This window comes from Thalassospira marina (assembly GCF_002844375.1).
GTDB classification, from domain to species: domain Bacteria; phylum Pseudomonadota; class Alphaproteobacteria; order Rhodospirillales; family Thalassospiraceae; genus Thalassospira; species Thalassospira marina.
In genome coordinates this window covers 91,345-116,295 of the sequence record NZ_CP024200.1, presented here as the reverse complement: position 1 = coordinate 116,295, position 24,951 = coordinate 91,345, and the positions used below count along the sequence as shown (strand labels likewise).

Genomic DNA, 24,951 nt, shown 5'->3' with positions numbered 1-24,951 from the left:
GCCGGGGTGGACTGGTTATTTGGCGGCGCTTTTCACGTCATATGCCAGGGTATATTTGTCGCCACGCGGGGCGTAGCTGATGGATTTTTTCGCAGCCAGAACCACGTTTTCGTAGTGAAGCGGCAAAATCCAAAGTTTGTTGAAGGTCAGCTCGGATACTTTTTCAAGCAGCGGCTTGCGCGATGCTTCGTCCAGTGTCGAGGTGGCTTCATCCAGAAGTTTGTTGATTTTCGGGTCATTCACACCGCCGCCATTATAACGGCCGGTGCCTTTTTCTTCGTCACGTCCGGCGACCACGGCCAGGGCGGGGTTGGAAACTTCGCCGGTATTGATGCCCCACGAACCCAGGAACACGCTGTAATCACCGGTGGTGTATTTTTTTGAATACATGGACCACGGCATGACTTCGACGGCGGTTTCAATGCCAATGCGCGAAAACATCTGGCCAACAGCCTGCAATACGGCGCTGTCATTTACATAACGGCCGGCAGGGCCCTGGATGGTCATTTTAAAACCATCACCCCAGCCTGCTTCTTCCAGCAGCTTTTTCGCTCCGGCCGGGTCATATTTGACCGGCTCCACGGCATCGGAATGCCCGAAATAGCCCTTGGCAACAAACTGGTCGGCAACGGTGCCGTTTTTCTGCATAACGCGATCAACAATCGCCGGACGGTTGATGGACATCAGAAGGGCGCGGCGAACACGTTCGTCCTGCAGCGGGTTTTTCTCAAGCTTCGAGCCGTCTTTGGCGGTGATGAAGGCAGTGGGGGCATCCATGACATTAACGCCAAGGAATACCAGACGGGTCGATTGGCCGCGGATCAGTTGAAGCTTGTCGGAATTCTCGACACGGTCAACGCCCTCGGCAGGCATGGTTTCGATCAGGTCGAGGTCACCCGAAAGCAGGGCGGCAAGACGTGCGCCATTATCGGGGATCATGCGCAGGGTGACGTTTTTCCATTCCGACGGGCCAGCGAAATAATCGTCATTGCGTTCGAGAACCAGACGGTCCCCCGGGGAATAGGAAACAAATTTGAACGGGCCGGTGCCGATGGCGGCTTTGCCTGAATCAAAATCCGCAACGCTGTCTTTGGCGTGATCGGCGCTGATGATGCGAATGCGGCTAAGCGAATTCAAAATCATCGGGTCCGGGACGGTGGTTTCGACCACAACGGTATAGGGATCGGATTCCGTAACGTCCTTGATATTGCGGGTATAGGAGGCGAAAGCCTGGCTGGGTTTGTCGCGGGCACGCAGCAATGATGCAATGACGTCTTCGGCATCAAATGTTGTGCCATCATGGAACTTCACGCCCTTGCGCAAATGAAATTCCCAATGGGTCGGGTCCAGAACCTTCCAGTCGGTTGCCAGTTGCGGGTTGTTTTCGGCCGCACCGCCACGATTGATCAGGCTGTCGAAAATGTGCCGGCTGGCGGCATTGTTGGGCGAGCTTGATGTTTCGTGCGGATCAACGGTGGTGAAGGTGGTGGACATGCCGATGGTCAGGCTTGCATCGGCAGCCATTGCCATTGACGGAAGTGCCAGGCCAAGCAACAGGCCAAAGCCCGCCTTGCATGCTTTTCCCAGTGTCGGGGTGAGCGACATTATCGTCTCCATTTCGTTAGAGGTCTTTCGCGGAGCCAGTCCCGGATCGGATATTCGGTTAGTCGCAACTCTGCGGGTTGCTGATGAAGCATGATCGGCAGGTTGGCCGATTTGTGTCAATTTTTTTTCTTGCGGTGTTACGCTATGTGTAACACAATTTTCACAGGAATACCGTTATCGGATATGCAGGTTTAATTGCTCATGCTTTTAGAATCAGTTTCAGATAAAAAACAAATAATTCAATCAGTTGATACCGCGCTTTCGGTTTTATTAGAAGTTTCGCGTGAACCGGGGCAGACCCTGTCGTCCCTCGCCCGTAATCTGGGGGAGACAAAGCAAAAAACTTTGCGAATGTTACGCACAATGGAACACCGAAAATTCATCCAGCGGGCGGAAGATGGGGGATATAACCTTGGAAACGCGATTTTGGTGCTTGGAACCTCCGCGTCGACCCAGGTTGATCTGGTGAAATTGGCGAGTCCGGTGCTTGAGACACTGGGCCAGAAAATGAACGAAACCATCCAGATGCGTATTCGCGACAATACCGAGGCATTGTGTATTGCAAAGTTTGAACCCTCGCGGGATTTGCGGGTGCATGCGGTGGTGGGCCGGCGACGGCCTCTTCATGCCGGATCCAGCAAAATTCTGCTGGCATTTTTATCTGACAGCCTGATTGCGCGGGTATTGCCCAAAACCTTGGACCGGATGACGAATAATACCATCACCAGCCATAATGACCTGATGCGCGAATTGATGACGATCCGCAAACAGGGCTTTTGCATCAGCCATGGCGAAGTCAGTGATCAACTGGTGTCGGTGTCGGTGCCGGTCTTTGCCGTGGATGGTTCGGTTATTGCCGCCATCAATGTGGCGGCCCCGGCCTTTCGCACCCAGAAATCCGACCTTGACCGTTTTGTCAGCCTGCTGACCGAGGCCGCACGGGGCATTTCCCGCGGTTTGGGCTGGGTTGGCAAATGACTTTGACAGGGGGGGAGATAGGGTAATGGATCAGCCAAAGGCTTTGGATGTTACAGTTTTACAGATCATTCCACGGTTAAACAGCGGGGGTGCCGAACGCACGACGCTGGAAATCGCCCAGGCGTTAAAACAGGTTGGCGCCAATGCGGTTATCGTGTCGGAAGGTGGGCGGTTGGTTAATGAAATCCGCGCCACAGGGGCGATTTTTATTGCCCTGCCGGTTGCCAGCAAAAACCCGTTTCGCATTATTGGCAATATTTGGAAAATTGGTAAAATCATTCGCGACCATGGGGTGACGCTGGTTCATGCGCGTAGTCGCGCGCCCGCTATTTCGGCATTTTTTGCTGCCCGTCAGGCGCAACTGCCTTTTGTGACCACCTATCATTCGACCTATTCCCTGCCACGTAGGCAGCCATTCAGGGCGCTTAAAAACTTTTACAGCAGTATCATGGCCCGCGGGGATCGGGTGATTGCCAATTCGCGCTTCATTGGCGATTTGATTGCAGCGCGTCACCCTGTCGGGGCAAAAAAGGTGCGTGTGATATATCGTGGGCTTGATAGGGCCTATTTCAACCCGGACCGTTTTTTAGCCAACGATATTGCCCGTTTGCGGGCGGATTGGGGTGTTGATATCCGTGACAGGGTCGTTCTTTTCCCCTCGCGTATTTCACCAACCAAGGGGCAGTTGGTGGTGATTGATGCGGTCGCACGCCTAAGCACGGCAGATAGGGAAAACCTTAAGGTCGTTTTTCCAGGCCCGGAATTGGGAACGCCCGATTATGTCGCGCTGTTGCGCCAGCGTGTCCATGATCTGGGGTTGGATGATATTGTGCGTTTCGTGCCGGAATGCCGTGAAATGCCTTTGGCCTATCTGGCAGCCGATGTTGCCATTGGCGGTTCACTTGTCCGGCCCGAGGCCTTTGGCCGCACCGCGATCGAGGCCCAGGGCATGGGTTGCCCCGTTATCGCCAACCAGGAAGGTGGCCCCGCTGAAACTGTGCTTGATGCCGCGAAAGAAGGTGGTGAGGCCTTCACCGGCTGGCTTATCCCGCCGCAGGATTCTGCGGCACTTGCCAGTTCGCTTTCCAGCGCCCTTTCACTAACCTTGGCCGATCGTCAAACTTTGCGGTTACGGGCGCGTAAACACATCCTTGCGCATTTCAATGCCGATCAAATGCGGACCGATACCCTGGCTGTTTATGACGAATTGCTTGGCAGTGAACTGGCGGTTTTGTTTCAGCAAAAGGCGGTGCATCAGGAACAAAACTAGTTTCAGGTTAGTGGATTGTTTTGACGCAGACATTTGCAGGTGAAGTTCAAGGTTTATGTGTTAAAAGCACGCATATTATTGAGGCATGATTATTTGGGATTGGGGGCGGTTTTGAGTAAGGTTCTGGTTACAGGCGGTGCGGGTTTTATTGGTCGTTATACTTGCCGGGCGCTCGTAGCAGCAGGGCACGATGTTATCATTTATGATAATTTCAGTAATGCCAGCCACGATGGTTTGAATGGCCTTGGTCGTGTGATTGAAGCTGATATTCGTGATCGGGATTCTTTGTTGGATGCCGTGGCAAACGCTGATCATGTTGTTCATCTTGCCGCACTTGTCAGCGTGCCAATTTCAATTGAAATGCCCAAGCAGGTTTTTGATATCAATGTTGCCGCGACAGAGCAGCTGTTTGATATCTGCCGCGAAACCGGTTTTGCCGGGCGCGTGATTTACGCCAGTTCCGCTTCTGTTTATTCCAACGACCTTGGCGGAAATTTCAAGGAAGAATGGGCGACGGGACAGGGACTTTTATCCCCTTATGCGTCCAGCAAATTCATGAACGAAGTGCAGGCCGGGATTTATAGAACCTGCTACGGGCAGAAAACCACGGCATTTCGCTTTTTTAATGTTTACGGCGCAGGCCAGGACCCGAAAAGCCCCTATAGTGGTGTCATTACCCGTTTGCTTGAAGCCCGCGATGAAGGCAAAAAATTCACCATCTTTGGTGATGGGTCGATCACCCGTGATTATATCGCGGTTGAAGATATTGCTGGTGCGATTGCCCTTTTGGCGGGTTTTGACGGCGATGCACCGCGTGTCATGAATTTGGGCACTGGGCAGCAAACAACTTTGAACGAATTGGTTGAAGCCTGGCAGGACGCAACGGGACAGGGGCTTGATTATTCCTATGGTCCCGCCCGTTCGGGTGATCAGCAACATAGCTGTGCCGATATTGCGTTGGTTCAAAAAACATTGCCGGCGTGGCAACCGGTTTCGCTTGCTGAAGGGCTGGTGCGCTGGGTAGGGGCTGTTTAGCCTGACTTTTAATGAAAGTCATGACTGTCGACTTTCAGGCGGCTGGATTTGGCGTGGTCCTGTTCGTGGCGCTGGCCCAGTTCTTCGAGTTGGCGGGTGGTGTTTGTTGCGGGTTGTTCCGTTGTTTTTGTAGCCGGGGGCAGGGTGGGGATACCGCCGGTGCCGGTGGCCCAGCGCAGGTTGCGGGGATGGCCGCCGGACTGGCGGCTGATTTTTGTGTTGTCGGTCAGGCTTTGTAACATGCCGGAAAGATCGACCAGTTTTTCTGCCACGATATGGGTGACATTGTCTTCGCGCTGAAACTTGCCCGAAACGCCCAGCAATGTTGCCGTCATGACCTCGCGGCGGTGTTCTTCCATCACTTTGGACCAGACGACAAGGTTGGTAATGCCGGTTTCATCTTCGAGCGTGATGAAAACCACGCCCGAAGCTGTACCAGGCCGCTGCCGGACAATGGCAAGCCCGGCATGGGTGACCTTATCGCCATCGCGCGCGGCATTAAGGTCAATCGCACGTTTGACACCTGCCCCCTGCAAAGCATCGCGCAGCATGGTCAGGGGGTGCCCCTTAAGGGACAGGCGCAGGCTGGCGTAATCTTCGATGATTTCTTCACCCGGCTGCATGACAGGCAGGTTCACAGCAGGTTCCGGGCCAAATTCAGCAGAAACGCCCATATTATGGTTAAAGCTTTGGGCCGCTTCAAACAAAGGCAGGGCTGCGGGGGCCTTGCGGCCTTTGCCAAAGCGTTTAACCGCCCAAAGAGCTTCGCGCCGGCGCAGGGCCAGGGATTGAAAGGCATCGGCCTCGGCCAGTTTTTCAAGTGCGGCCGGGGAAAGGCCGGTTTGACGCGCCATCAAATAAATATCCTGAAATCCGCCAATGGGCCGGTTGGTAATCAGTTTGGCGATTTCCAGTTCGCCAAGACCCCGGATTTGCCGGAACCCCAACCGCACGGCGAGATAGCCCGATGACCGGCCCATTTCGCGTTCCATGGTGTTATCCCAGAAACTGTAATTCACATCGACTTCCAGAACCCGGACCCCGTGATTGCGGGCATCATTGACCAGTTGCGCCGGGGCATAGAACCCCATGGGCTGGGCATTGAGAAGGGCACATAAAAACACATCGGGATGATGATGTTTCAGCCAGGACGAGGCATAGGCCAGAATGGCAAAACTGGCGGCGTGGCTTTCGGGAAAGCCATAATCGGCGAAACCTTCGATCTGTTTGAAGCAGCGTTCGGCGAAATCGGCGTCATAACCGTTACGCAGCATGCCATTGATGAATTTGTCGCGATGTTCGCCAATGGTGCCGGTACGTTTGAAGGTTGCCATGGCGCGGCGCAGATTATCGGCTTCACCGCCGCTAAAGCCTGCGCCGACAATGGCGATCTGCATCGCCTGTTCCTGAAACAGCGGCACACCTTCGGTGCGTTTCAAAACAGCCTTCAGTTCTTCGGACGGATAATCGACTTTTTCCCGTTTCATCCGCCGTTGCAAAAACGGATGCACCATGCCGCCCTGGATCGGGCCGGGGCGGACAATGGCGATTTGGATGGTCAGATCGTACAGGCATTTGGGTTGCAGGCGGGGCAGCATGCTCATTTGTGCGCGGGATTCGACCTGAAAGGTTCCAATGCTGTCGGCCTTGCACAGCATGTGGTAAACGGCAGGGTCTTCCTTGGGCAGGGAGGCAAGGTCGTAATCGATGTTTTTGTGCTGGCGCAGTTCGTCAAATGCCTTGCGAATACAGCTTAGCATTCCCAGTGCCAGTACATCGACCTTCAGGATGCCCAGGGCATCGATATCGTCCTTGTCCCATTCAATGGTGGTGCGATCCTCCATCGCGGCATTGGCAATGGGGGAAAGTTCGCATAACGGCCCGCGCGTAATGACAAAGCCGCCCACATGTTGCGACAGATGGCGGGGAAACCCGGTAAGTTCGCCTGCCAGGCGCAAAATGGCCTGAATGCGTGTTTCATCGGGGTTAATGCCGGACTGGCGCATCATGGCATCATGCGGGCCACGGCTGCTGGAGCCCCAGATGGTTTTGGTCAGTTTGACGATGCTGTCTTCGGACAGACCAAAGACCTTGCCTACATCGCGCAAGGCACTGCGCGAACGATAGGAAATGACTGTGGCCGTCAACCCGGCGCGATCCCGCCCGTAACGCTGATAGATATGCTGGATGACTTCTTCGCGGCGTTCATGTTCAAAATCGACATCGATATCGGGTGGTTCATCGCGGGCATTGCTGATAAAGCGCGAAAACAGCAATTCAACCTTTGCCGGGTCGACGGCGGTAATATGCAAACAAAAACAGACCGATGAATTGGCTGCCGAACCACGGCCCTGGCATAAAATGCCTTTTGAGCGGGCAAAGGCCACAATGTCATGCACGGTTAAAAAATAGGGGGCATAACCCAGCTGATCAATCAGGGCCAGTTCGGCATTCAGCAGGCCTTCGACTTTGCCGGGAATACCATCGGGATAGCGTTTATGCGCCCCTTCCCAGGTTAGCCGCGTCAGGCGCTGCTGGGTTGTTTCGCCAGATCCGTCATTTTCATCGGGATATTCATAGCGCAATTCACGTAAATGAAAGCTGCATTGCCGGGCAATTTCAACGCTGCGCTCCAGCCAGTGTGGATGGTCGGGGAACAGGGCCGCCATTTCCTGTGGGGATTTGATATGGCGTTCGCCATTGGGAAATAAACGGTATCCGGCATCCTCGATCCGGCAGTGATGGCGAATGCAGGTGAGAACATCCTGCAGGGGTTTGCGCGAACGCACATGCATATGCACATCATTGGTAACAACAACGGGAATGTTCAGGTTTGTTTCCACATGTTCGGCAAAGGCCAGCCGATCGCGATCAAACCCGTCCATGAAACGGCCAACCGATAGCCACAACCGGCCAGCAAAATGGGCCTGCAGGATTTGAAGCTGATCATAAAATGCCGCATCGGGCACCTGTGGCGGGACGGCAATGAAGAGCAGCCCCTCGCCATATTCCACCACATCATTGAGATAGATTTCGCATTCGCCCTTGGGGGCACGGCGTTTGCCCAGGGTCAGCAACCGGCATAACCGGGCATAGGCCTGCCGGTCGGTTGGATAGCATAAAAGCGAGGGGGCATCGCCCAGATCAAGCCGGCAGCCAACAATATATTGCAAATGATCCTGCCATGCCTGATGCGCACTAAATCCCCGGACAATTCCCGCCAGACTGTTGCGGTCGGTAATGGCAAGGCCATGCAATCCCTTGCTGGCCGTGGTCAGAACCAGTTCTTCTGCATGGGATGCACCGCGTAAAAAGGAAAAATTGCTGCTGACTTGTAGTTCGGCATATCGCGGACATTTTTCCGGGTTGGTTTGATAATCTGCCGGTTGCCGGGGCTGCGCTGATGCAGTTGTGCCCGGCAGGCTGTTGGGGCTTGTGCCGGGATTTGGGGATTGTCGCGAATAAAGGGGTGGTTTTACGGAACGGGCCATTTAAACCTCAGGCAAACAGGCCATGGACCGACCATAAATCCTGATCGGGTTGGGGCGTGTTTTGTGGTTGGGGCCATGAAAATGCCTGCTGGGCCGGGGTGGTGTTTGTGGGGTTTGCAGTGTCTGCAAAGGAGATTTCTGGATTTCGCCGGGCCGGATGGCGGCAAAGCCATAGCCAGCGACCAGCCTGGTCGTGGACATGGAAATAGTCGCGGGTTTCCGCGCCCAGGGCGAAATCATCCTGGTTTAAGTGATGCCACCATTCCGGGCATATCCGTTCCGGGCCCTGCAGTTTCAGGATCTTTAGGGGCATGCGGCGCCAGCATATTTCAAGCGGCAGGCCGTTGGCACCGCGCTGAAGAATCTGGATCGGTTCGGGCGGATCAATCAGGCGGATCGGGCGGTTGGGCAGGGGTGTTTCCGGCTGGCGGGCACGGGTTCCCCTGGCTGAGATATGCTTTTTCCCGGCGGCAAGTTCCGGCAAATGGCTGGTATGGTGGGACGGGCGGTAAAGCTGGTCCTTGGGGCCAAGATGGTGGCTGATACGATCAAACAGTTCGTTTAAGGCGATGGTGTCGTTTCCGGCGGGCTGTTGTGCGTCCAGGCTGATTTGGCGAAAGGCGATATTTTCCACCCATGGGGCAAAAATGATGACTTCTTCGATGCCGAAACCGGTATCGACACCGGGCAGTTTTTCACCCAGCAGGCGCAACAGGTGCGGGGCGGACTGGCAGGGGCTGCTGGTGGTGATGGTAACGGTATGGGTATGCCCGTCCACGCGGATGCAACGCAAAATGATCCGCCGTAATCCTTTGTGATCGGACTGCAAATTTTGGCAAAGCGATTGCACCAGTTGCGTGATTGCAGCTTCCAGATTGGCCGCATCGCCCAGTGGTTCGGCGTAATGCTGGCGCAAAAGCCAGGGTTGGCTGGGCAAATGAAAATTCAGATGTTCGGGCAGGCGACCATAAAACTGGTCTAGTTTTTCCAAAACATCTGGCCCCAGACGGGTGGTAAGGGTGGCACGCGGCAGGTCGGCCAGGTCGTGAAGATGATGAATGCCCAGGCGGTGCAAAATTGCCAGTGTGGCAGGCGGCAGGCGCAACCCGGTGACCGGTAATTGCCGTGCCTGTGCATGGTCTGCTGGCAGGGAAAGGATACGTAAAGGCTGGTCCTGCGGAAATTGCGCACAGGCCCAGGCTGCTCCGGCGGTATCGGCCATGCCGGTTTGGCAGGTAAAGCCCATTTGGCGCAAATCCCGTTCGATTTGCGTCATCAGGGTTTCTTCATTGCCAAACAGGTGAATGCCGCCGGTCATTTCCAGCCAGAAACCATTATGTCCCGCAAGGTTTTCGCGGGCATGTGCCCGATCGGCAGCAATCCAGGGGCTGTAACGGTCCAGATGGCGAATGATCCGGGCCTGATAATGTTCATAAAGGGCCGGTTCTTCGGTGATATTGGCAATGTCTGGCAAAATGCTGCGGGCTTCTGCCAGGCGCATGGCAGGCAAAATACCCGATGCACGTGCCTGTGCCGTCAGGCCACAAACAAGCACACCTTTATGGTCATTGCGGGTGACAACAAAGGTCTGGTTGCGGGCTTTGGCAGCACGGCCATTGGTCTGGGGTGCTTGTTTGTCCTTAGGCGTGGACCGGGTATCGCATTCTGGATGTGGGTGTGGATTGTGATTGCGGTGGCAGTCCGTTTTCCAGTGGGGCAGCCACAGATACAAGAAGCGTTGCTTCATCAATATAGACTTTCCAGCTTGCCGGTCGAACCCCGCGTCCCCCGATCAGGCTGAGTTTGCGATAAATGCCGTGGGCAGTGATGTGCCAGCGTGACCATGCCGGAGACGGGGCAATTTTTTGCCCGGCCCGGTGGTGGCGCAGCACAATCAGGCGGCAGGAACCTGCCTCGCAGGCCAGTTGCAGGCGGCGTGCGGTGGTCAGGTCATAGTCTGTTGTTTCGAGTATGATATTGCCAACCTGCCCGGATTTTGCGGCTTCTTCGCATGTCCAAAGGGCAGTTTGTTGCTGGTCAATATTCATCATCACCAGATCAGGATGATGCGTATGGCGGGCCGTGGAGGTATCCTTGTGGGAGGATGCAAACAGTGCCGGGGCATAAACCTGCCCCTGATCCAGGGCCTTGCGTTGTTGGACCCACAAAATGGTAGCCGGTTTGGGACTGGCCCCGTTTGTGCTGTTTGCGGCCCATGCCATGTTATTCTGGCTTGGTGCTGTTTTGCCGTGGCCGGTTTTCATATCGGCCGTCAGGCTGGCGATATGCCAGGCAAGGGCAGATGCAGCGCTGTCGTGATGTTCCGTCATGATTTCATGCAGGCCGGTTGGCATAAGACCGCCTGCCGAGAAATATGTGGTCAGGTCGATATCGCCAAAGGCACGGGTAATCAGGGCCGGGCGCCCGCCATGAACGCAGGCGGCACTGCCTTGCCATTGCCTTTCCGCCCGAAGAAGGGCTGCGCGTGCCTGTTGCAACCTGCTGTTCATGGGAATGTGCCTGGTTAATGTTCCTATTTTGTTCTGATTTATGTAATGACGGGGCGCTGAGAGTCAAGATCAAAGCAGGTGAAAGAAAAACATGCCTGATTTTCCCGTCGCATCAGGGGGTTGGCGAGGAAGGGGTTAAGTTTTAGCTTTCAGGGGCGGTGTTGTAAGGTGGTTTTGAAAGATGATCACGGCGAATCCTGATTGAGGCCCAATGAACGCGGATGCTGTTTCGCAATGCCTGGTCACGGGCCCTGGAGCAAGGATTACGGGGTAATGAAACCCAGTTTGATGGCGGTTACCACGGCCTGTTCACGGGTGCGGGCCCCCAGTTTTTGCCGGCAGTTTCGCATATGCATTTCAACCGTGACACGGGTAATGCCCATACGATCGGCGATGGCATCATTGCGCATTCCCTTGCACAGCCATAACAGGCATTCGCGTTCACGCGGGCTGAGTTCGGGATAATGCGTGATTTTGTGGGGTGCCAGATGAACGTCTGTGCGGGTTAGTTGCGGGTCAAGTTCCTGGCAGCGTTGATGCACGGCATGGGCTGCCATAACCAGGGCGTTTTCCTTATCATCATAGAATTGGGAAAACTCCTGCTTCTGCATGGTATTTGCAATGTTAAAGCCGCTAATTTGCGGAACAGAGGGTGCCATTGTCGGGATGACAAACCCGGTGCTTGAACCTGTTTCGGCAAATTCGTTAAGCATCTGTCTGGCAGGAGCAGATAGGGAAACTGGAAGATTGACAGAATTGGTGTCAAATCTGGTGGGGGAAAAATAGGCACGGCCAACATCAATGAACGGGTCGAGGTTGGCATAGTTATTGTCGAGATAATAGCTCATCCACCAGTCGGGAAGGGTGGTTAGAAAGACGATACTGCCATCCTGTCTTTCGTGGGTATAGGTGATTTGATTGCCCCCATACTTTCTGAAAAACACCAGCCCGACCTGCCATGCGTCTGGAACGGTTTGTGCGGTGTCCAGTGCATTTAACAGATCAAACAGATCGTGATTCGGGTTCAAGAACATCCTTGCCCATTGTCAGTCTGGTGAAAATAAAAACCTGTGGTTTTTCATAAGTCATGGATTTTACCTTTATAAGGTAAAATATGCCCGGTTGTCAGCAAAAAGGCAGATAAATTCACGCTGGGTTTAGGGGGCGGACCATAAGGAAGGGGGTGTTCAGGGCGTAATGAAACCCTGTTTGATGGCGGTCACCACGGCCTGTTCACGGGTGCGTGCGCCCAGTTTTTGCCGGCAGTTTCGCAAATGCATTTCAACCGTGACACGGGTAATGCCCATACGTTCGGCAATGGCATCATTGCGCAGCCCTTTGCACAGCCATAACAGACATTCGCGTTCGCGCGGGCTGAGGTCGGGATAATGTGTGATTTTCGCTCGGACCAGGTGAACGTCTGTCTGGATAAACTGATGATCAAGTTCCTGACAGCGCTGTTGCAAGGCATGGGCCGCCAGGATCAGGGTGGTTTCCTTGCCACGATAGAATTTTGAAAATTCTTCCGTATCCATTGTGTTGGAAATGGCCAGGGCGCTTAATTGCTGCGGCATGGGCGTCATTCCCGGAATGACCAGCCCGGCAGTCGATTCCGTTTCACCAAATTCATTAAGTAGTTGCCTGGCCTTGGGCGAAAGGGTGACGGGGAAATTGGTGAAGGGCGTTTCAAATTTTCTGGGGGTAATATAGGCCCGGGCAATATCGATCAGCGGATCGCAACTGCCATAATTGTTGTCCAGATAATGGCTCATCCACCAGTCGGGCAGGGTGGTCAGAAAAACAACGCTGCCATCCAGTCTTTCAAAGCCATAGGTGAGCTGACGGGCCCCGAATTTTCTGAAAAACCGCAAGCCAGCCTGCCAGGCCGCTGGCACATCCCGCGCATCATCAAGGGCGTTTAACAGATCATAGAGATCGTTATTCGGATTCTCGATCATCTCTGCCCATTGTCAGTCTGGTGGAAATGAAAATCGGGGGTTTTTCAAAGGTCATGGATTTGACTTTTATAAGGGGAAATCTGCCAGGTTGTGAGAAAAAAGGCGGATAAGGCGGATGTGCCAGTTTGGGCTTATGGAGCAGGGCACTAAGAAAAGCGTGTTCAGGGTGTGATGAACCCCTGTTTTATGGCGGTTACCACAGCCTGTTCCCGGGTGCGCGCCCCCAGTTTTTGCCGGCAGTTTCGCAAATGCATTTCAACCGTGACACGGGTAATGCCCATACGCTCGGCAATGGCATCATTGCGCAGTCCTTTGCATAGCCACAGCAGACATTCGCGTTCGCGCGTGCTGAGAAGCGGCGAGCTGTATCGTGGCGCAACATGGACGTCCGTCTGGACGAGCTGTGGATCAAGTTCCTGGCAGCGCTGTTGTACGGCATGGGCTGCAAGGATCAGGGTGGTTTCCTTGCCGCGATAGAATTTCGAAAATTCTTCCGTATCCATCGTGTTGGAAATGGTCAGGGCACTGAGTTGCTGTGTCATGGGTGTCATTGCCGGAATGACCAGACCGGCGGTCGATTCCGTTTCGCCAAATTCATTCAGCATCTGCCGGGCTTTGGGCGAAAGGGTAACGGGAAAATCGGTGAAGGCCGTATCGAATTTTCTGGGGGCGATATAGGTCCGGGCAACATCGACCAGCGGATCGTCGATGGCATAATTGTTGTCCAGATAATGGCGCATCCACCAATCGGGTAGGGTGGTCAGAAAAACAATGCTGCCATCCAGCCTTTCAAGGCCATAGGTGATCTGACGGGCGCCGAATTTCCTGAAAAACCGCAAGCCAGCCTGCCAAGCGGCTGGCACATCATGCGCATTATCAAGAGCGTTTAACAGATCAAAGAGATCGTTATTCGGGTTGGTGATCATCCCTGGTTTTCCGGCAAAATTACACACCTATGGTTTTCCATAGGTTGTCTTCGATAATTTATAAGATGAAAATTGCGGGCATGTCAGCAGAAAGACGGACAGGAAACATAAATGTAAAAACAAAAGCTCATTGCCGACTGTTGGGTTTTGACTTTTCGCAGCAAGTGATCGTCAGGGATTCATATAGGGAATGCAGTTCTTAAGGGTAGGAAATCGAATCTATACTTAAGAGTGGTGTAGTGAAAAAGTTCACTTTTGAGTTTAATATGGTTTGAAAAATCAGACCATTGGGTAATTATTAATACCCATTGGGGACGACCGGCTGATCCTTTGGAAAACAGACCGGTCTTTAAAGCAAGATTTCGGGGCACTTGCCAGAAAGGCGTTGAAACGCACTTTCGCCAAAAACGGGAAATTTCGATATGACTTCAACGATGAACAGTGTTGAGGCGTCTGCGCAGGCAGTCGTCGGTGAACTCGCCAATGCAATTGATCGCGACACCAATGCTGCGTTTCTTGCAGGCCATTTTTTGCCATCCATTCGTGTGGCACATCAGGATGTTGACCTGGACGTTTTTGCCGGGCAGCAGACACGGGAAATCGAAATTCCCCAGGGACGAAAGGCGTTTCTGGAATTTATTGCTGACTGGCAAAAGAAATATCAGGCCAATCTCAAGCTGGGTATCGTTTCAACGCTGATCCTGCCACTGGCGGCGTGCGGCGGCGGTGGTGGCCTTGGCGGCGTTTTTGGCGGTGGTTCGGGCGGCCGCGTCGTTGACGGTTACATTTCCGGGGCCACCGTTTCGCGTGTTAACGGTTCGGGTAATACCGTTACGACCGATGCCAATGGTAATTTCACCGGGCTGACGGGCACGGGGGCGATCCAGATTACCGGTGGTACCGATATCAGCACCGGGCTTGCCTTTAACGGTACACTGACAGCGCCGGATGGCTCAACGGTTGTGACTCCGCTGACAACATTGGTTCAAAGCCTGATTGATTCGGGCGAAACTGAAGAAGACGCACTGAATGCCGTTAAAGCGGCCTTCAACGTGACGGAAGATCTTAAAACCGTTGATCCGGTTGCAACCAGTAACACAGCACTGTTCAAGGCTGGTGTTCAGGTTGCCAACATTCTGACCATGGGCGCAAAGGCCATTACCGGTTCTTCAAGCACGCAGTCGGAATCCGATGCGATCAAGTCGGTCGCGGATGCGCTGGCAACGACACTGAAGGGCGCAGTTGGCGCGGTAAACCTGGACAGTTCGGCAATCAATACCGTGCTGACAAATGCCGGTGTTGATACCACGCTTTCCAATGATACGGCCTCGATCATTTCGGCCAGTAACACCAACATCCAGAACGCCGCAACGACTGAAGACATCGTCAAAAGCCAGTATGTTGCCCAGGGTGAAGCTGCAAACGCTATCCAGGAAGGGGCGGCATCGGGCAGTCTCTCGCAAACGGCATCGGAATATGATTCCGCTGCACAGGCTGCCAAGGCGCAGAATGTCTCGCTCAGCAATGGCGGGGTTGGGTCCTTTACGGTTTCGGTCACGGAACAGGGCGTGTTGTCTTTCAGCAACCTGCCGACATCGGGCAATATTACCCTGACGCTTGATGCGGATGGTGGTGGATCGGTTGTGTATACCGGCGGAACCCTGACCATTCCCGACACAAACACCGTTACCTCGCTTAATCTTGCCGGTGTTGGCCGCCCGGTGATCATTAATGATTTTGGCGCAGTCACCACCCTGACCGGTTCCTCAACCGCGCGGACCACCATTGTTGGGTCGCTCGATACCCTTCGGGCCTTTATCCCGACCGGGTCGGAACAGGACCCCAATACCATTACCGGTATCTTCACATTCCGGGTTACGGGGATTTCCGATCTTAGCACCAATAACGCCGCATTTTATGACCTGGTTGATGATATTGCCAATGTCGGCACCAGCCCGCGTGTGGCTGTTGTTGGTGACACGGATGTCAATTTCACCATCGCTGCGACCGGTGCGCAGTCCCTGGCTTCTCTTTACAGCCTGACGACAACGGGTACAGGGACCATTGCGCTGACCGGGGCAACAGCGGCAAACCTTGCTGCATCGGTAGCAAAGCTGACGACGGCCGTTTCGGCAGGTATTTCTGCTGAAGTAACCGATACCAGCGGTGCATCGCTTGCGCTTTCCAAAACGCTGCTGGCACGTTTGTCCTCGCTGGATTTCAATGTTGATAACGGCATCATCAATTATAGCGGTGCAACCAACGCCGCATTGACCACTGATCTTGCGAAGATCGATATTTCAGGCCACACGGTAACAATCAATGTTGCCGGTGTGATCAACGAAAACTTTTCGATCACGGATGACCAGCTGGAAACTCTTGGCGCACTGACGGCTTCCGGGACTGGTACCATTACCATCACCAGCCTCGATAATGCCGATGATATTTCCGCTGTCCTGACCAAATTGACCGTCGCTTCGGGTTCGACGATTTCACTGGTTGCGGCGGCGGACGAAAATATCGCCATTACCAAAGCCCAGCTTGACCAGATCGCTACCCTGACCGTAAGCGGGACTGGTGAAATTACCCTTGGCGATGCGACCAGTGCTGCGCTTTCAACTGATTTCGCAAAGCTTTCTGCCGGGAGCGAAAAGATTTCGATCACCGGTGCATCGGGCGAGAATTTCACTCTTGCGAAAACCTTTATTGATCAGCTTGGTCATTTCACCACGGTTTCAGGCAATCTGGCTGTCACCGGTTTGACCGCAGCCGATTTGACGACTGATCTTGCCAAATTGACTGTTGACGGTACAACCTCACTTGCCGGTGCGGCCGGGGAAGATTTTGTCTTTGATAAAACCTTCCTTGATAGCTATGCCGCCTTTGAAGCCACCGGTGATGGTACCATCACCTATCAGGATGCAACCGGGGCTGCGCTTACTGCCGATCTTGACAAGCTTTCTGTTGCCGAGGGTGGCAGCATTTCTGTTGTTGGTGCGACGGATGAATCCTTCAGCCTGACGCAAACCCAGCTTGATAATCTGGCATCCATTGGCGCACTCGGGACCGGTGATATTTCCCTGTCCGGGGTTACAAATGCCAATCTGGCAGCTGACCTTGCCAAAATCTCGGTTGTGTCGGGTGAAATTTCGCTGTCCGGTGCTGCCGATGAAAGCCTGGTTCTGACGCAGGCGCAGCTTGATAGCATTGCAGATGTTGCTGTCAGCGGTTCGGGTACGATTACCGTTACGGGTGTTACATCATCCGATCTTGCAGGTGATCTTGCCAAAATCCAAAGTGCGGCTTCTGGCATCACCCTTGAAGGTGCCGCCGATGAAAACTTTGCTGTGACCAAAACTGTTCTTGACCAGATCGGGCATCTGAATGCGACCGGAACGGGTACCATCACCTACAGCGAAGCACTTGGTTCTTCTTTGACCGACGACCTTGCCAAGCTTGGTGTTGAAACGGGTACAATTTCGGTTTCCGGCGCCGATGGTGAAAGTTTCAGCATCAGCGAAGCCAATCTGGCTGAATTGGCCGGGCTTGCCGCAACAGGTAGCGGCGATGTCACGATTACAAGCGTGACGGCAGCCGGCATTTCGGCCGCCATTGGCGCGGTAAGTGTTGTTAGCGGGACCATTGGTGTTCAGGCGGCATCGGGTGAAAATATCGTTCTGTCGCAGGCTGACTTTGCCCGGATCGACAGCATTTCCACCACGGGAAGCGGCAATCTGACGCTAAATGGTTACAGCGCATCGTCCCTGAGCGAAGCAATCGCCAAAACATCCGTTGATGGCACCTTCACCGTAAACGGCGCCACCGATAGCAGCTTTGTTATCACCGAAAGCGACCTTGACGATGTTGATGCCCTGAATGCGACGGGTACCGGGAATGTTACGCTAAGCGGTGTAACGGCAGCACGCCTTGCTGCGGATCTGAGTGCGATTTCGGTTGAAACCGGGAATTTCAGCATCACCGGTGCATCTGGTGAAAGCTTCACGATTTCGGAAACGGATCTGGGCGAACTTGCCGGTCTGGAGGCAACAGATGGCGGTGATATCGTTCTGAATGATGCGACAGCCAGCAACTTTGTCGCAGACCTTGCAAAACTTTCCGGTGCTACTGTCACGGTCAATGGTGCGACCGGGGAGAATCTGACAGTTACCAAAGCCCAGCTTGATGATCTTGCTGCAGTAAATGGTGCCGATGGCACGACTATGACCATCAGCGGCCTGACTGCGGCAGACTTCACCGCCGACTTGGGCAAAGTGTCGGCAAATGGCGGGTTGGTTCTTTCGGGTGCGGAAGGCGAAAGCTTCTCGATTTCCCAGTCGGTCCTTGATGGTATCAATCAGTTCACCGTTGTCGGGTCTGGCAGCATCACATTGACAGATGTAACAGAAGCCTCCTTTGATGCAGATGTTGCCAAAATTACGGTCGACACTGGTGCAATCAACATCGTTGCCGCTGATGGCGAAAACCTGACTTTGACCCAGTCCGAAGCAGCCTCTTATGGCTCCATTACGGTTACCGGGGCAGGTGACATCACCATTACCGAAGTTTCGGGCGATGTTACCGCCGTTCTTGATAATTTGAATGTGGGCAGTGGCTCTATCAGTGTTTCGGCTGTTGCTGACCAAAACCTTTCGATTACGGAATCAGCACTGGGCGACCTTGGTGGTTTGGCCGCGACCGGTACAGGCAATATTACGCTGACCGATGCCAGCAGTTCGGGCGTTTCTGCCGATCTTGCCAAGCTTTCCGTGGAAAGCGGTACGATTTCCATCACGGTTAGCGAGGTTGATACCTCGGACGTTAACCTGACCTATGCCGATGTTTCTGGCAAAAACATTGCCATTACAGCAACCGGTTCGGTCAATGTGACGGTTTCGGAAGACGGCGCCTATGATTTCAGCACGCTTTCGGGCGATACCGTTAAGCTGGTGATTGATACCAGCAATGGCGATGTCACGATCAGCAGCCTCGAACTGAATGGTATCGATGAAATCGAAGTTACCGGCACGGGCAATGCCTATATTCAGGCGGCTGATGTTGACGGTCTGACCATTACCTTTAGCGCGACCGATAGTGGCAATGTTGTTGTGGCCGTTCCGGAAGGCACCACCATTGATCAATCCGGCCTGACCGGCGATGTCGAATATCAGTCAAGCGTCACCTATAACGAAAGCGGTGTTGCGCTTGATGGGTATCTGGCCGGGGCCACTGTCATGCTTGTTGATGGTGATGGCAACCAGGTTGGTCAGCAAACCTGGACGACGGATGCTACTGGCCACTACACCATTACCGATTTCCAGTTTACCGGCATTCTTCCCGAAGATGTTGCTGTGCGTATCACCGGGGGGACGGACCTTACGACAGGTCAGTCCTTTGATGGGGTCCTTCTGGTGTCGGCAGGTGAAAGTGCAGGTGTTGCGACCGGTCTTACGACGGTGATGCATTATCTGGTGGCGGGAAATTCGGCAGCAGATATCACCGAAGCACAAAGCGATCTGATTGCAGGGCTTGGTCTTGATGCAACATCGCTGTCGGGTTCCAACCTTCTGACGATTGATCCTCTCAGCACTGTTGCTTCAAGCAGTGCGACGGCCGCTGAAATGGCAAATGCCGCATCCTTGCAAATCGCCTCTGCCGAGATGCTGGTCCTGACCAGCGAACTGGCAAAAGGCCTTCAGCCGGTTCTGCAAGGTTTGGGGGATGATTCAAGCCAGAGCGAAATCTCGCAAGTGATCATGCGCCAGATTGCCGCAGCTATTGAAAATGCGAATGGCGCAGAAGTTGACTTCACTAACGGAACGGTTCTGACCGACCTTATTACTGCTGTCGGTAATGCGATTGTTGGCAGCTCGAACTTTGACGGGACCCAGACAGTTGGCAGCAACAATGTCACATTGAATGACGTGTTTACCGAAATTGCCGAACTGGTCGGGAATACGGTTGGGGCGCTTGAACAGTTGATGCCGTCTTCGTCCGAGCTGCAAAGCCCGGCGGATATCGATGCCATGTCCCTTCTGATTTCGGCGGTCAAGATTCAGGTGGCTGCCGGGTCAACGCTCGCAAGTCTGATCAATGATCTGTTTGACAGCAACGGTGACTTCCAGGATTCCGCCTATGACGCGCTGGTTACCTATAACAATGACTTTGCCACCAACTTCCAGGATGCGCTTTCAAATGCTGCTGTTGGCGAACTGATTGACGGAACCATCTATGGCTCCTCCGGGGCCGATGTTCTGGACAATGGTGACGAGGGTGGCCGCTTCTTTGGCAATGGCGGTGGTGACACCATGATCGGCGGTACGGGCGATGACCGCTTCTATCTTGGCACCAGTGATTTTGTTTCCGGCCTGTCGATTAGCGGATCGGATCAGGGCACCCTTGGTCGTGACCGTGTTGTGCTGCGTGGTGAAGCCGATGATCAATATGATTTCACCACATCGGGGACCGTGTTTAACGGTATCGACCGGATTGAAGTGGGCAGTGATGTTGCAGGACAGCAGATCGTGCTGGGGGATGGTGTTGTCAGCACCGCAGATGGCAATAACGATACCAATGCGGGTGATATGCGCATTGTTTCGCGCATCTATGACAGCAACGGTGTTGATGTTGGTATGCAAAACGGTGTTGTCGTTGATGCCACCGAATTGACAGGCAACAATTCCATTTCGTTTGAAGGACAGCGCGCTGTCGAAGATGGTGAAACCTTTGGCGGTTTCATGGGGGATGACACTGTCAAGGGTGGCGATGGTGCAGACACGCTGTTTGGCGGTCTGGGCAACGACATCCTGGAGGGCAATGATGGTGATGATACCATCAGTGGCGACGAAGGAAATGACACCATCTTTGGTGGCGATGGCAATGACTCGCTTCTCGGTGGGGATGGTGCCGATGTTATCAATGGCGGTGCGGGTAAAGATACCCTGATTGGCGGCGACGGCGTCGACACCCTGATGGGGGGCGAGGGTGATGACCGCTTCTTTATCGACGCTGATGGGGATACCATGGTTGGTGGGGACGGTAAGGACCGTTTCTATCTGACCTCGGTCGCAGATCTTGCCAATGGTGTTACTGTGATGGGTGATGGCACGACATCGGGTAACACGGGTGAAGACCGCCTTGTCATTCAGCTTGATGAAAGTGAAGACCCGCAGTCGGTTGATCTGACGGCAAGCAATATCCAGATCGACGGTATTGACCGGATCGACATTGGTTCGGATGTCGCTGGCCTGACCATCACGCTGGATCATGCACTGGCAATGTCAGCGGACAATAACCAGGATGATACCCTTGGCGATATTCGGATTAACAGCCGTGTCTATGTGGACAATGAATCTGAAATCGGTCTGACGGCTTCGCCGATTACCAATGGCATCATTGTTGATGGCCGTGGACTTGAATCAACCGACAGCCTGTTGTTCGACGGCGAAGTTCATGTTTCCCTGAATGATGCACAGACAGGTGACGAAACTTATGGCGGCTTTAGCGGTAACGACACCGTTTATGGCGGCGCGGGGTCCGATACCATGTTTGGTGGTGCGGGCAATGACCGGCTTTATGGTTATGACGGTAACGATTACCTCGATGGCGGGGATGGTGATGACCGTCTTTATGCCGGCGGTGGCGTAAACAGCCTGATCGGCGGTGCCGGTGCTGACCGCTTCTATATCACCAATATCGCCGACGCCGCGGGTACCTATATTGACGGTAATGGTGGATCATCGACAGAAGACAGTGCCGTTTCCAATGACCGGCTGGTTCTTGACCTGTCAGAAGGTGTCACTGTTGATTTCAACAATGTCACTGTCTCGAATATCGACCGTATCGATATTGCGCAGGACGTTGCCGGGCTTCACCTTATTCTTGATCACGATTTGGCATCGACAGCAAATTCCGACAATGACGGAACGCTTGGTGACATTCGCATTACCAGCCGTGTCTATACCGATAATGATACCGGTTTGACATCAACGCCGATCACCAATGGCATTTTTGTCGATGGTTCAGCACTTGAAAGCACTGATTTCCTTCGGTTTGACGGCGAAGTTCATGTCGATCTGATCGAGGGTAGTGAAACCGAATACGAAACCTATGGCGGCTTTAGCGGTGATGACACCGTTTGGGGGGGTGCCGGTAATGACGATATCGCCGCGGGCGATGGCGATGACCGGATAGTCGGTAACGATGGCGACGACGTATTGCTCGGTGGTAATGGTGCAGACCGCATTCATGGCGGTGCTGGCGTTGATACCATGATCGGTGGTCTTGGCACCGACCGGCTCTATGTTGACCTGGCAACAGATCTTAGCGATGGCAGCGTGATCATCGGTGGTGATTATGACTTCGATAATGACGAACTGGCAGAAGCCGAAGCCAGCACCAATGACCGTCTTATCTTTGGTCAGGCCTCGGCCTATGATCTAAGCGATACCACCCTTGAAAATCGCGATATCACCATTGCCCAGATCGATCGCATCGAATTCCGTGACAATTCGGCAGGCTATGAACTGACCCTTGGCGATGGTGTTGTCTCCACGGCGGATGCCAATGGAGATGGTACGCTCGGCGATATCCAGATCGTATCGCGTGCCACGGAAGAACAGGATGGTGAAGAAGTTGATGTTCCGATTACTGCCGGTGTCACGGTTGATGCCAGCGGCCTGTCGGCCAACTATTCTATCCATTTCCAGGGTGAAACCCTGTTTGATGATGAAACGCAGGCCAATTTTGGTGGTTTCTCGGGTAACGACCGTATTTACGGTGGCTTGGGCAATGACACCATCAATGGTGGTGCCGGGGATGACCGCATTTATTACAATGGTGGTGCCGATACCCTGATCGGTGGCAGCGGGCGTGACCGTTTCTATCTGATGACAACAGCCCTTGCTGCTGGTCTGTTAATTGATGGTAGCTTTGAAGCGGCAGCAAATGACCGTCTGTTGCTTGCCACGGCAGGTACATTTGATCTGACCGATCAGGCCCTGACAGATGGCAATGTTACCATTACCAATATCGACCGTATCGAACTGCGTGACGATGCGGCAGGCAACGTGTTGAAGATCGGTTCTGAACTGGCATCCACGGCGGATGCCAATATGGATGGCACGGCAGGCGATATTTCGGTTGTCAGCCGCGTCTTTGACAGCAACGACAATGATGTGCCCTTTACCAATGATGTCGTCATTGATGGTTCCGAACTGACAGCATCACAGCGCCTGATTGTTGAAGGTGAAGTCCGTAGTGACGAAGATGGTAATTATGGCGGGTTCGATGGCAACGATACCCTGATTGGTGGTGCTGGCAACGATACCCTTGAAGGTGGTAACGGTAACGATACCCTGATTGGTAACGGTGGCGATGACGTCCTGCGGGGGGGGGCAGGTGCTGACCATATTACGGGTGGCGCGGGTGCCGATATCTTTGCCATGAGCCTTGGCGGTGACGCGGTTGCCGTGACCTATTCGGATTACACACCGGTACAGGGTGACTCCTTCGAGGTTACAATTGACGGGTACTCCTATAGCGCCCGTGCGGACGAGGCCAATACCACCCTTGACAGCATCCTCGATGACCTTGCCTATGTGATCAATAATGACAGCGGGCATAACTATTTTGCCCGGGTCTCGGATGGTCAGCTTCAGATTGCCGGTATTGATGGAAATGCGGTGGTCGATGCCAATACCTATTCTCAAGGCATGGCATATGCCGACCAACCGGAATCCGATGATCTGTTTGCCTTCAGCTTCACCGACACGACGACACCGCAGGTGGGCGATTTCCTGCGTCTGACAGTCGGTGATCAGGTCTTCCAGGTGCAGATGAGCGATGGTGACACACCGGGTGGTTTGATCTTCCAGTTGGCAGCTCAAATCTCGGCGCAGGCACAGGCTGCTTATGACCTTGATGAAAACGCCGATGTTGTGGATGCCGCCGCCATTGATACCGACGGTGATTCAGGACATGAAGCAGACCGTCTGTTCATCTATGTTCCGGATGGTCAGTCGATCGATCTGGATCATTCCGGTACCATCCATGCATCCAGCGGGCCTGTCTTTAACGAAACGGATGCTGGTGATAGCTTTAATGTCGATACAGCAGCCGATACGGTAACGGCCCAGACCGGGACGCTTACCCTTTCTACCAACGATGGTGATTATGTTGCCGGTTCTTTCCTGTCGATCGAACTGACAATCACCACAAGCGGCAACGAAGTTGAAACAAACTATCTTTCAACCGCAGTTGTTGCCGGGAATGCCGCAGCCAGCATTCAGGCGCTTGTCGATGAAATCAAGGCACAGGATGCCGCCTTCGCTACCAGCGACGGCGACCCAAGCCAAACCTTCTTTGACAGTATCACGATTGATGGTGGCAACATTCAGTTTGTTGGCAAGGAAGTCGGTTCTGATTTCACCATCGATGCGACCTTCCTTGGCGATTTGACGGCAAATGCTGCTTATGTCGATCCGCTGCAAAGCGAAACAGACACCTTTGACGCTGTTCTGTTTGATTTCTACGATTTCGCACAGGCAAACCAGACCCTTCAGGATCATGGGACATTCGTCCTGTCGATTGATGACATTACGCTGACTGAACCGGTAATCAGTACCGACACGCTGGCTGATGTAATCTCGCGTTTTGCCGATAACCTGAAGGCGAACGGCTATACTGTCGGCATCGAAGACAATCAGACCCTGTTTGTTGCTTCCGATGAACAGATCACCAGTCACTCCATTGCAGCCTATCAGTCCGGTACGGCACTTGATAACGGCAGCGATGAAGCGATTAGTGGATCGTCCGACAGCATCGTTTCGGCATTTGACGTTGTTACCGACTTCGTGGTGGGTGAAGACAAATTTGATCTGTCCCTGCTGGGTGGTGATCACACCGTGCCGAACGCGGTAAGTGTCGATAATACGTCGATTACGAATTCTGCCGACGGGGGCTTTGAACTGTCTACGGCCTTGACCGGACTGAACATCGATAGTGGCGCTGCCATGTTCGTTACGGTATCGGGCGGCGGGGATGCTGATGGAACATACCTGATCGTTGATAATGGAGATGGAACCCTTAATGGTGACCAGGATCTGTTTGTTGACGTGTCGGGTATTAGCGGCGATCTGAACAGTGCCAATGTTTCCGATCTTTTCTATTCGGAAACATAAG

The 24,951-nt window shown here is 53.6% G+C and carries 11 protein-coding genes and 1 pseudogene; 5 read left to right on the top strand and 7 right to left on the bottom strand.

The window, feature by feature from the left end:
* Nucleotides 1-15: 15 nt before the first annotated feature.
* Nucleotides 16-1,605, bottom strand: a complete 1,590-nt coding sequence (locus CSC3H3_RS21005; protein ID WP_245881424.1) for an ABC transporter substrate-binding protein — start codon at nucleotides 1,603-1,605, stop codon at nucleotides 16-18.
* Nucleotides 1,606-1,806: 201 nt separating this feature from the next.
* On the opposite strand from CSC3H3_RS21005, the pseudogene CSC3H3_RS25060 reads away from it, so the two are divergent.
* The 4 genes and pseudogenes from CSC3H3_RS25060 to CSC3H3_RS20990 all read left to right on the top strand — a co-directional run.
* Nucleotides 1,807-1,983, top strand: a pseudogene (locus CSC3H3_RS25060) (helix-turn-helix domain-containing protein); the annotation flags it as partial.
* 51 nt (nucleotides 1,984-2,034) lie between these two features.
* Nucleotides 2,035-2,583 carry an IclR family transcriptional regulator gene (locus CSC3H3_RS21000; protein ID WP_245881438.1) on the top strand — a complete coding sequence of 183 codons (549 nt, stop codon included), beginning with the start codon at nucleotides 2,035-2,037 and terminating at the stop codon, nucleotides 2,581-2,583.
* 25 nt (nucleotides 2,584-2,608) lie between these two features.
* A complete protein-coding gene (locus CSC3H3_RS20995) occupies nucleotides 2,609-3,853 on the top strand; it encodes a glycosyltransferase family 4 protein (protein WP_101286410.1) in 1,245 nt (414 codons plus the stop codon).
* Nucleotides 3,854-3,964: 111 nt separating this feature from the next.
* Entirely contained in the window at nucleotides 3,965-4,888 is a 924-nt protein-coding gene (locus tag CSC3H3_RS20990) for an SDR family NAD(P)-dependent oxidoreductase (RefSeq protein ID WP_157831980.1), read from the top strand.
* An 8-nt stretch (nucleotides 4,889-4,896) separates the two neighbouring features.
* Here CSC3H3_RS20990 and CSC3H3_RS20985 read toward each other — a convergent pair whose 3' ends face one another.
* From CSC3H3_RS20985 to CSC3H3_RS20960, 6 genes are all read right to left on the bottom strand, one after another.
* On the bottom strand, nucleotides 4,897-8,379 hold the full coding sequence (locus tag CSC3H3_RS20985; RefSeq protein ID WP_101286408.1) for an error-prone DNA polymerase: 3,483 nt from the start codon (nucleotides 8,377-8,379) through the stop codon (nucleotides 4,897-4,899).
* 7 nt (nucleotides 8,380-8,386) lie between these two features.
* Complete coding sequence (locus CSC3H3_RS20980; protein WP_101286407.1) at nucleotides 8,387-10,126, bottom strand: Y-family DNA polymerase; 1,740 nt, start codon at nucleotides 10,124-10,126, stop codon at nucleotides 8,387-8,389.
* On the bottom strand, nucleotides 10,020-10,889 hold the full coding sequence (locus tag CSC3H3_RS20975; protein WP_101286406.1) for an ImuA family protein: 870 nt from the start codon (nucleotides 10,887-10,889) through the stop codon (nucleotides 10,020-10,022). Before CSC3H3_RS20975 ends, CSC3H3_RS20980 begins: the two co-directional genes overlap by 107 nt.
* A gap of 263 nt (nucleotides 10,890-11,152) precedes the next feature.
* Nucleotides 11,153-11,917 carry a helix-turn-helix transcriptional regulator gene (locus CSC3H3_RS20970; protein WP_172963477.1) on the bottom strand — a complete coding sequence of 255 codons (765 nt, stop codon included), beginning with the start codon at nucleotides 11,915-11,917 and terminating at the stop codon, nucleotides 11,153-11,155.
* A gap of 159 nt (nucleotides 11,918-12,076) precedes the next feature.
* A complete protein-coding gene (locus CSC3H3_RS20965) occupies nucleotides 12,077-12,847 on the bottom strand; it encodes a helix-turn-helix transcriptional regulator (RefSeq protein WP_101286404.1) in 771 nt (256 codons plus the stop codon).
* 161 nt (nucleotides 12,848-13,008) lie between these two features.
* Complete coding sequence (locus CSC3H3_RS20960; RefSeq protein WP_101270871.1) at nucleotides 13,009-13,773, bottom strand: helix-turn-helix transcriptional regulator; 765 nt, start codon at nucleotides 13,771-13,773, stop codon at nucleotides 13,009-13,011.
* A 422-nt stretch (nucleotides 13,774-14,195) separates the two neighbouring features.
* Between CSC3H3_RS20960 and CSC3H3_RS20955 the strand changes: the two genes are divergently transcribed.
* Nucleotides 14,196-24,950 carry a hypothetical protein gene (locus CSC3H3_RS20955; protein WP_157831979.1) on the top strand — a complete coding sequence of 3,585 codons (10,755 nt, stop codon included), beginning with the start codon at nucleotides 14,196-14,198 and terminating at the stop codon, nucleotides 24,948-24,950.
* The last annotated feature ends 1 nt before the right edge of the window (nucleotide 24,951 follow it).

Coding starts and splice junctions, on each gene's coding strand:
- CSC3H3_RS20980 (WP_101286407.1), bottom strand. CDS start 10,126: ATGAAGCAACGCTTCTTGTATCTGTGGCTGCCCCACTGGAAAACGGAC.
- CSC3H3_RS20955 (WP_157831979.1), top strand. CDS start 14,196: ATGACTTCAACGATGAACAGTGTTGAGGCGTCTGCGCAGGCAGTCGTC.
- CSC3H3_RS20975 (WP_101286406.1), bottom strand. CDS start 10,889: ATGAACAGCAGGTTGCAACAGGCACGCGCAGCCCTTCTTCGGGCGGAA.
- CSC3H3_RS21005 (WP_245881424.1), bottom strand. CDS start 1,605: ATGTCGCTCACCCCGACACTGGGAAAAGCATGCAAGGCGGGCTTTGGC.
- CSC3H3_RS20960 (WP_101270871.1), bottom strand. CDS start 13,773: ATGATCACCAACCCGAATAACGATCTCTTTGATCTGTTAAACGCTCTT.
- CSC3H3_RS20965 (WP_101286404.1), bottom strand. CDS start 12,847: ATGATCGAGAATCCGAATAACGATCTCTATGATCTGTTAAACGCCCTT.
- CSC3H3_RS20995 (WP_101286410.1), top strand. CDS start 2,609: ATGGATCAGCCAAAGGCTTTGGATGTTACAGTTTTACAGATCATTCCA.
- CSC3H3_RS20985 (WP_101286408.1), bottom strand. CDS start 8,379: ATGGCCCGTTCCGTAAAACCACCCCTTTATTCGCGACAATCCCCAAAT.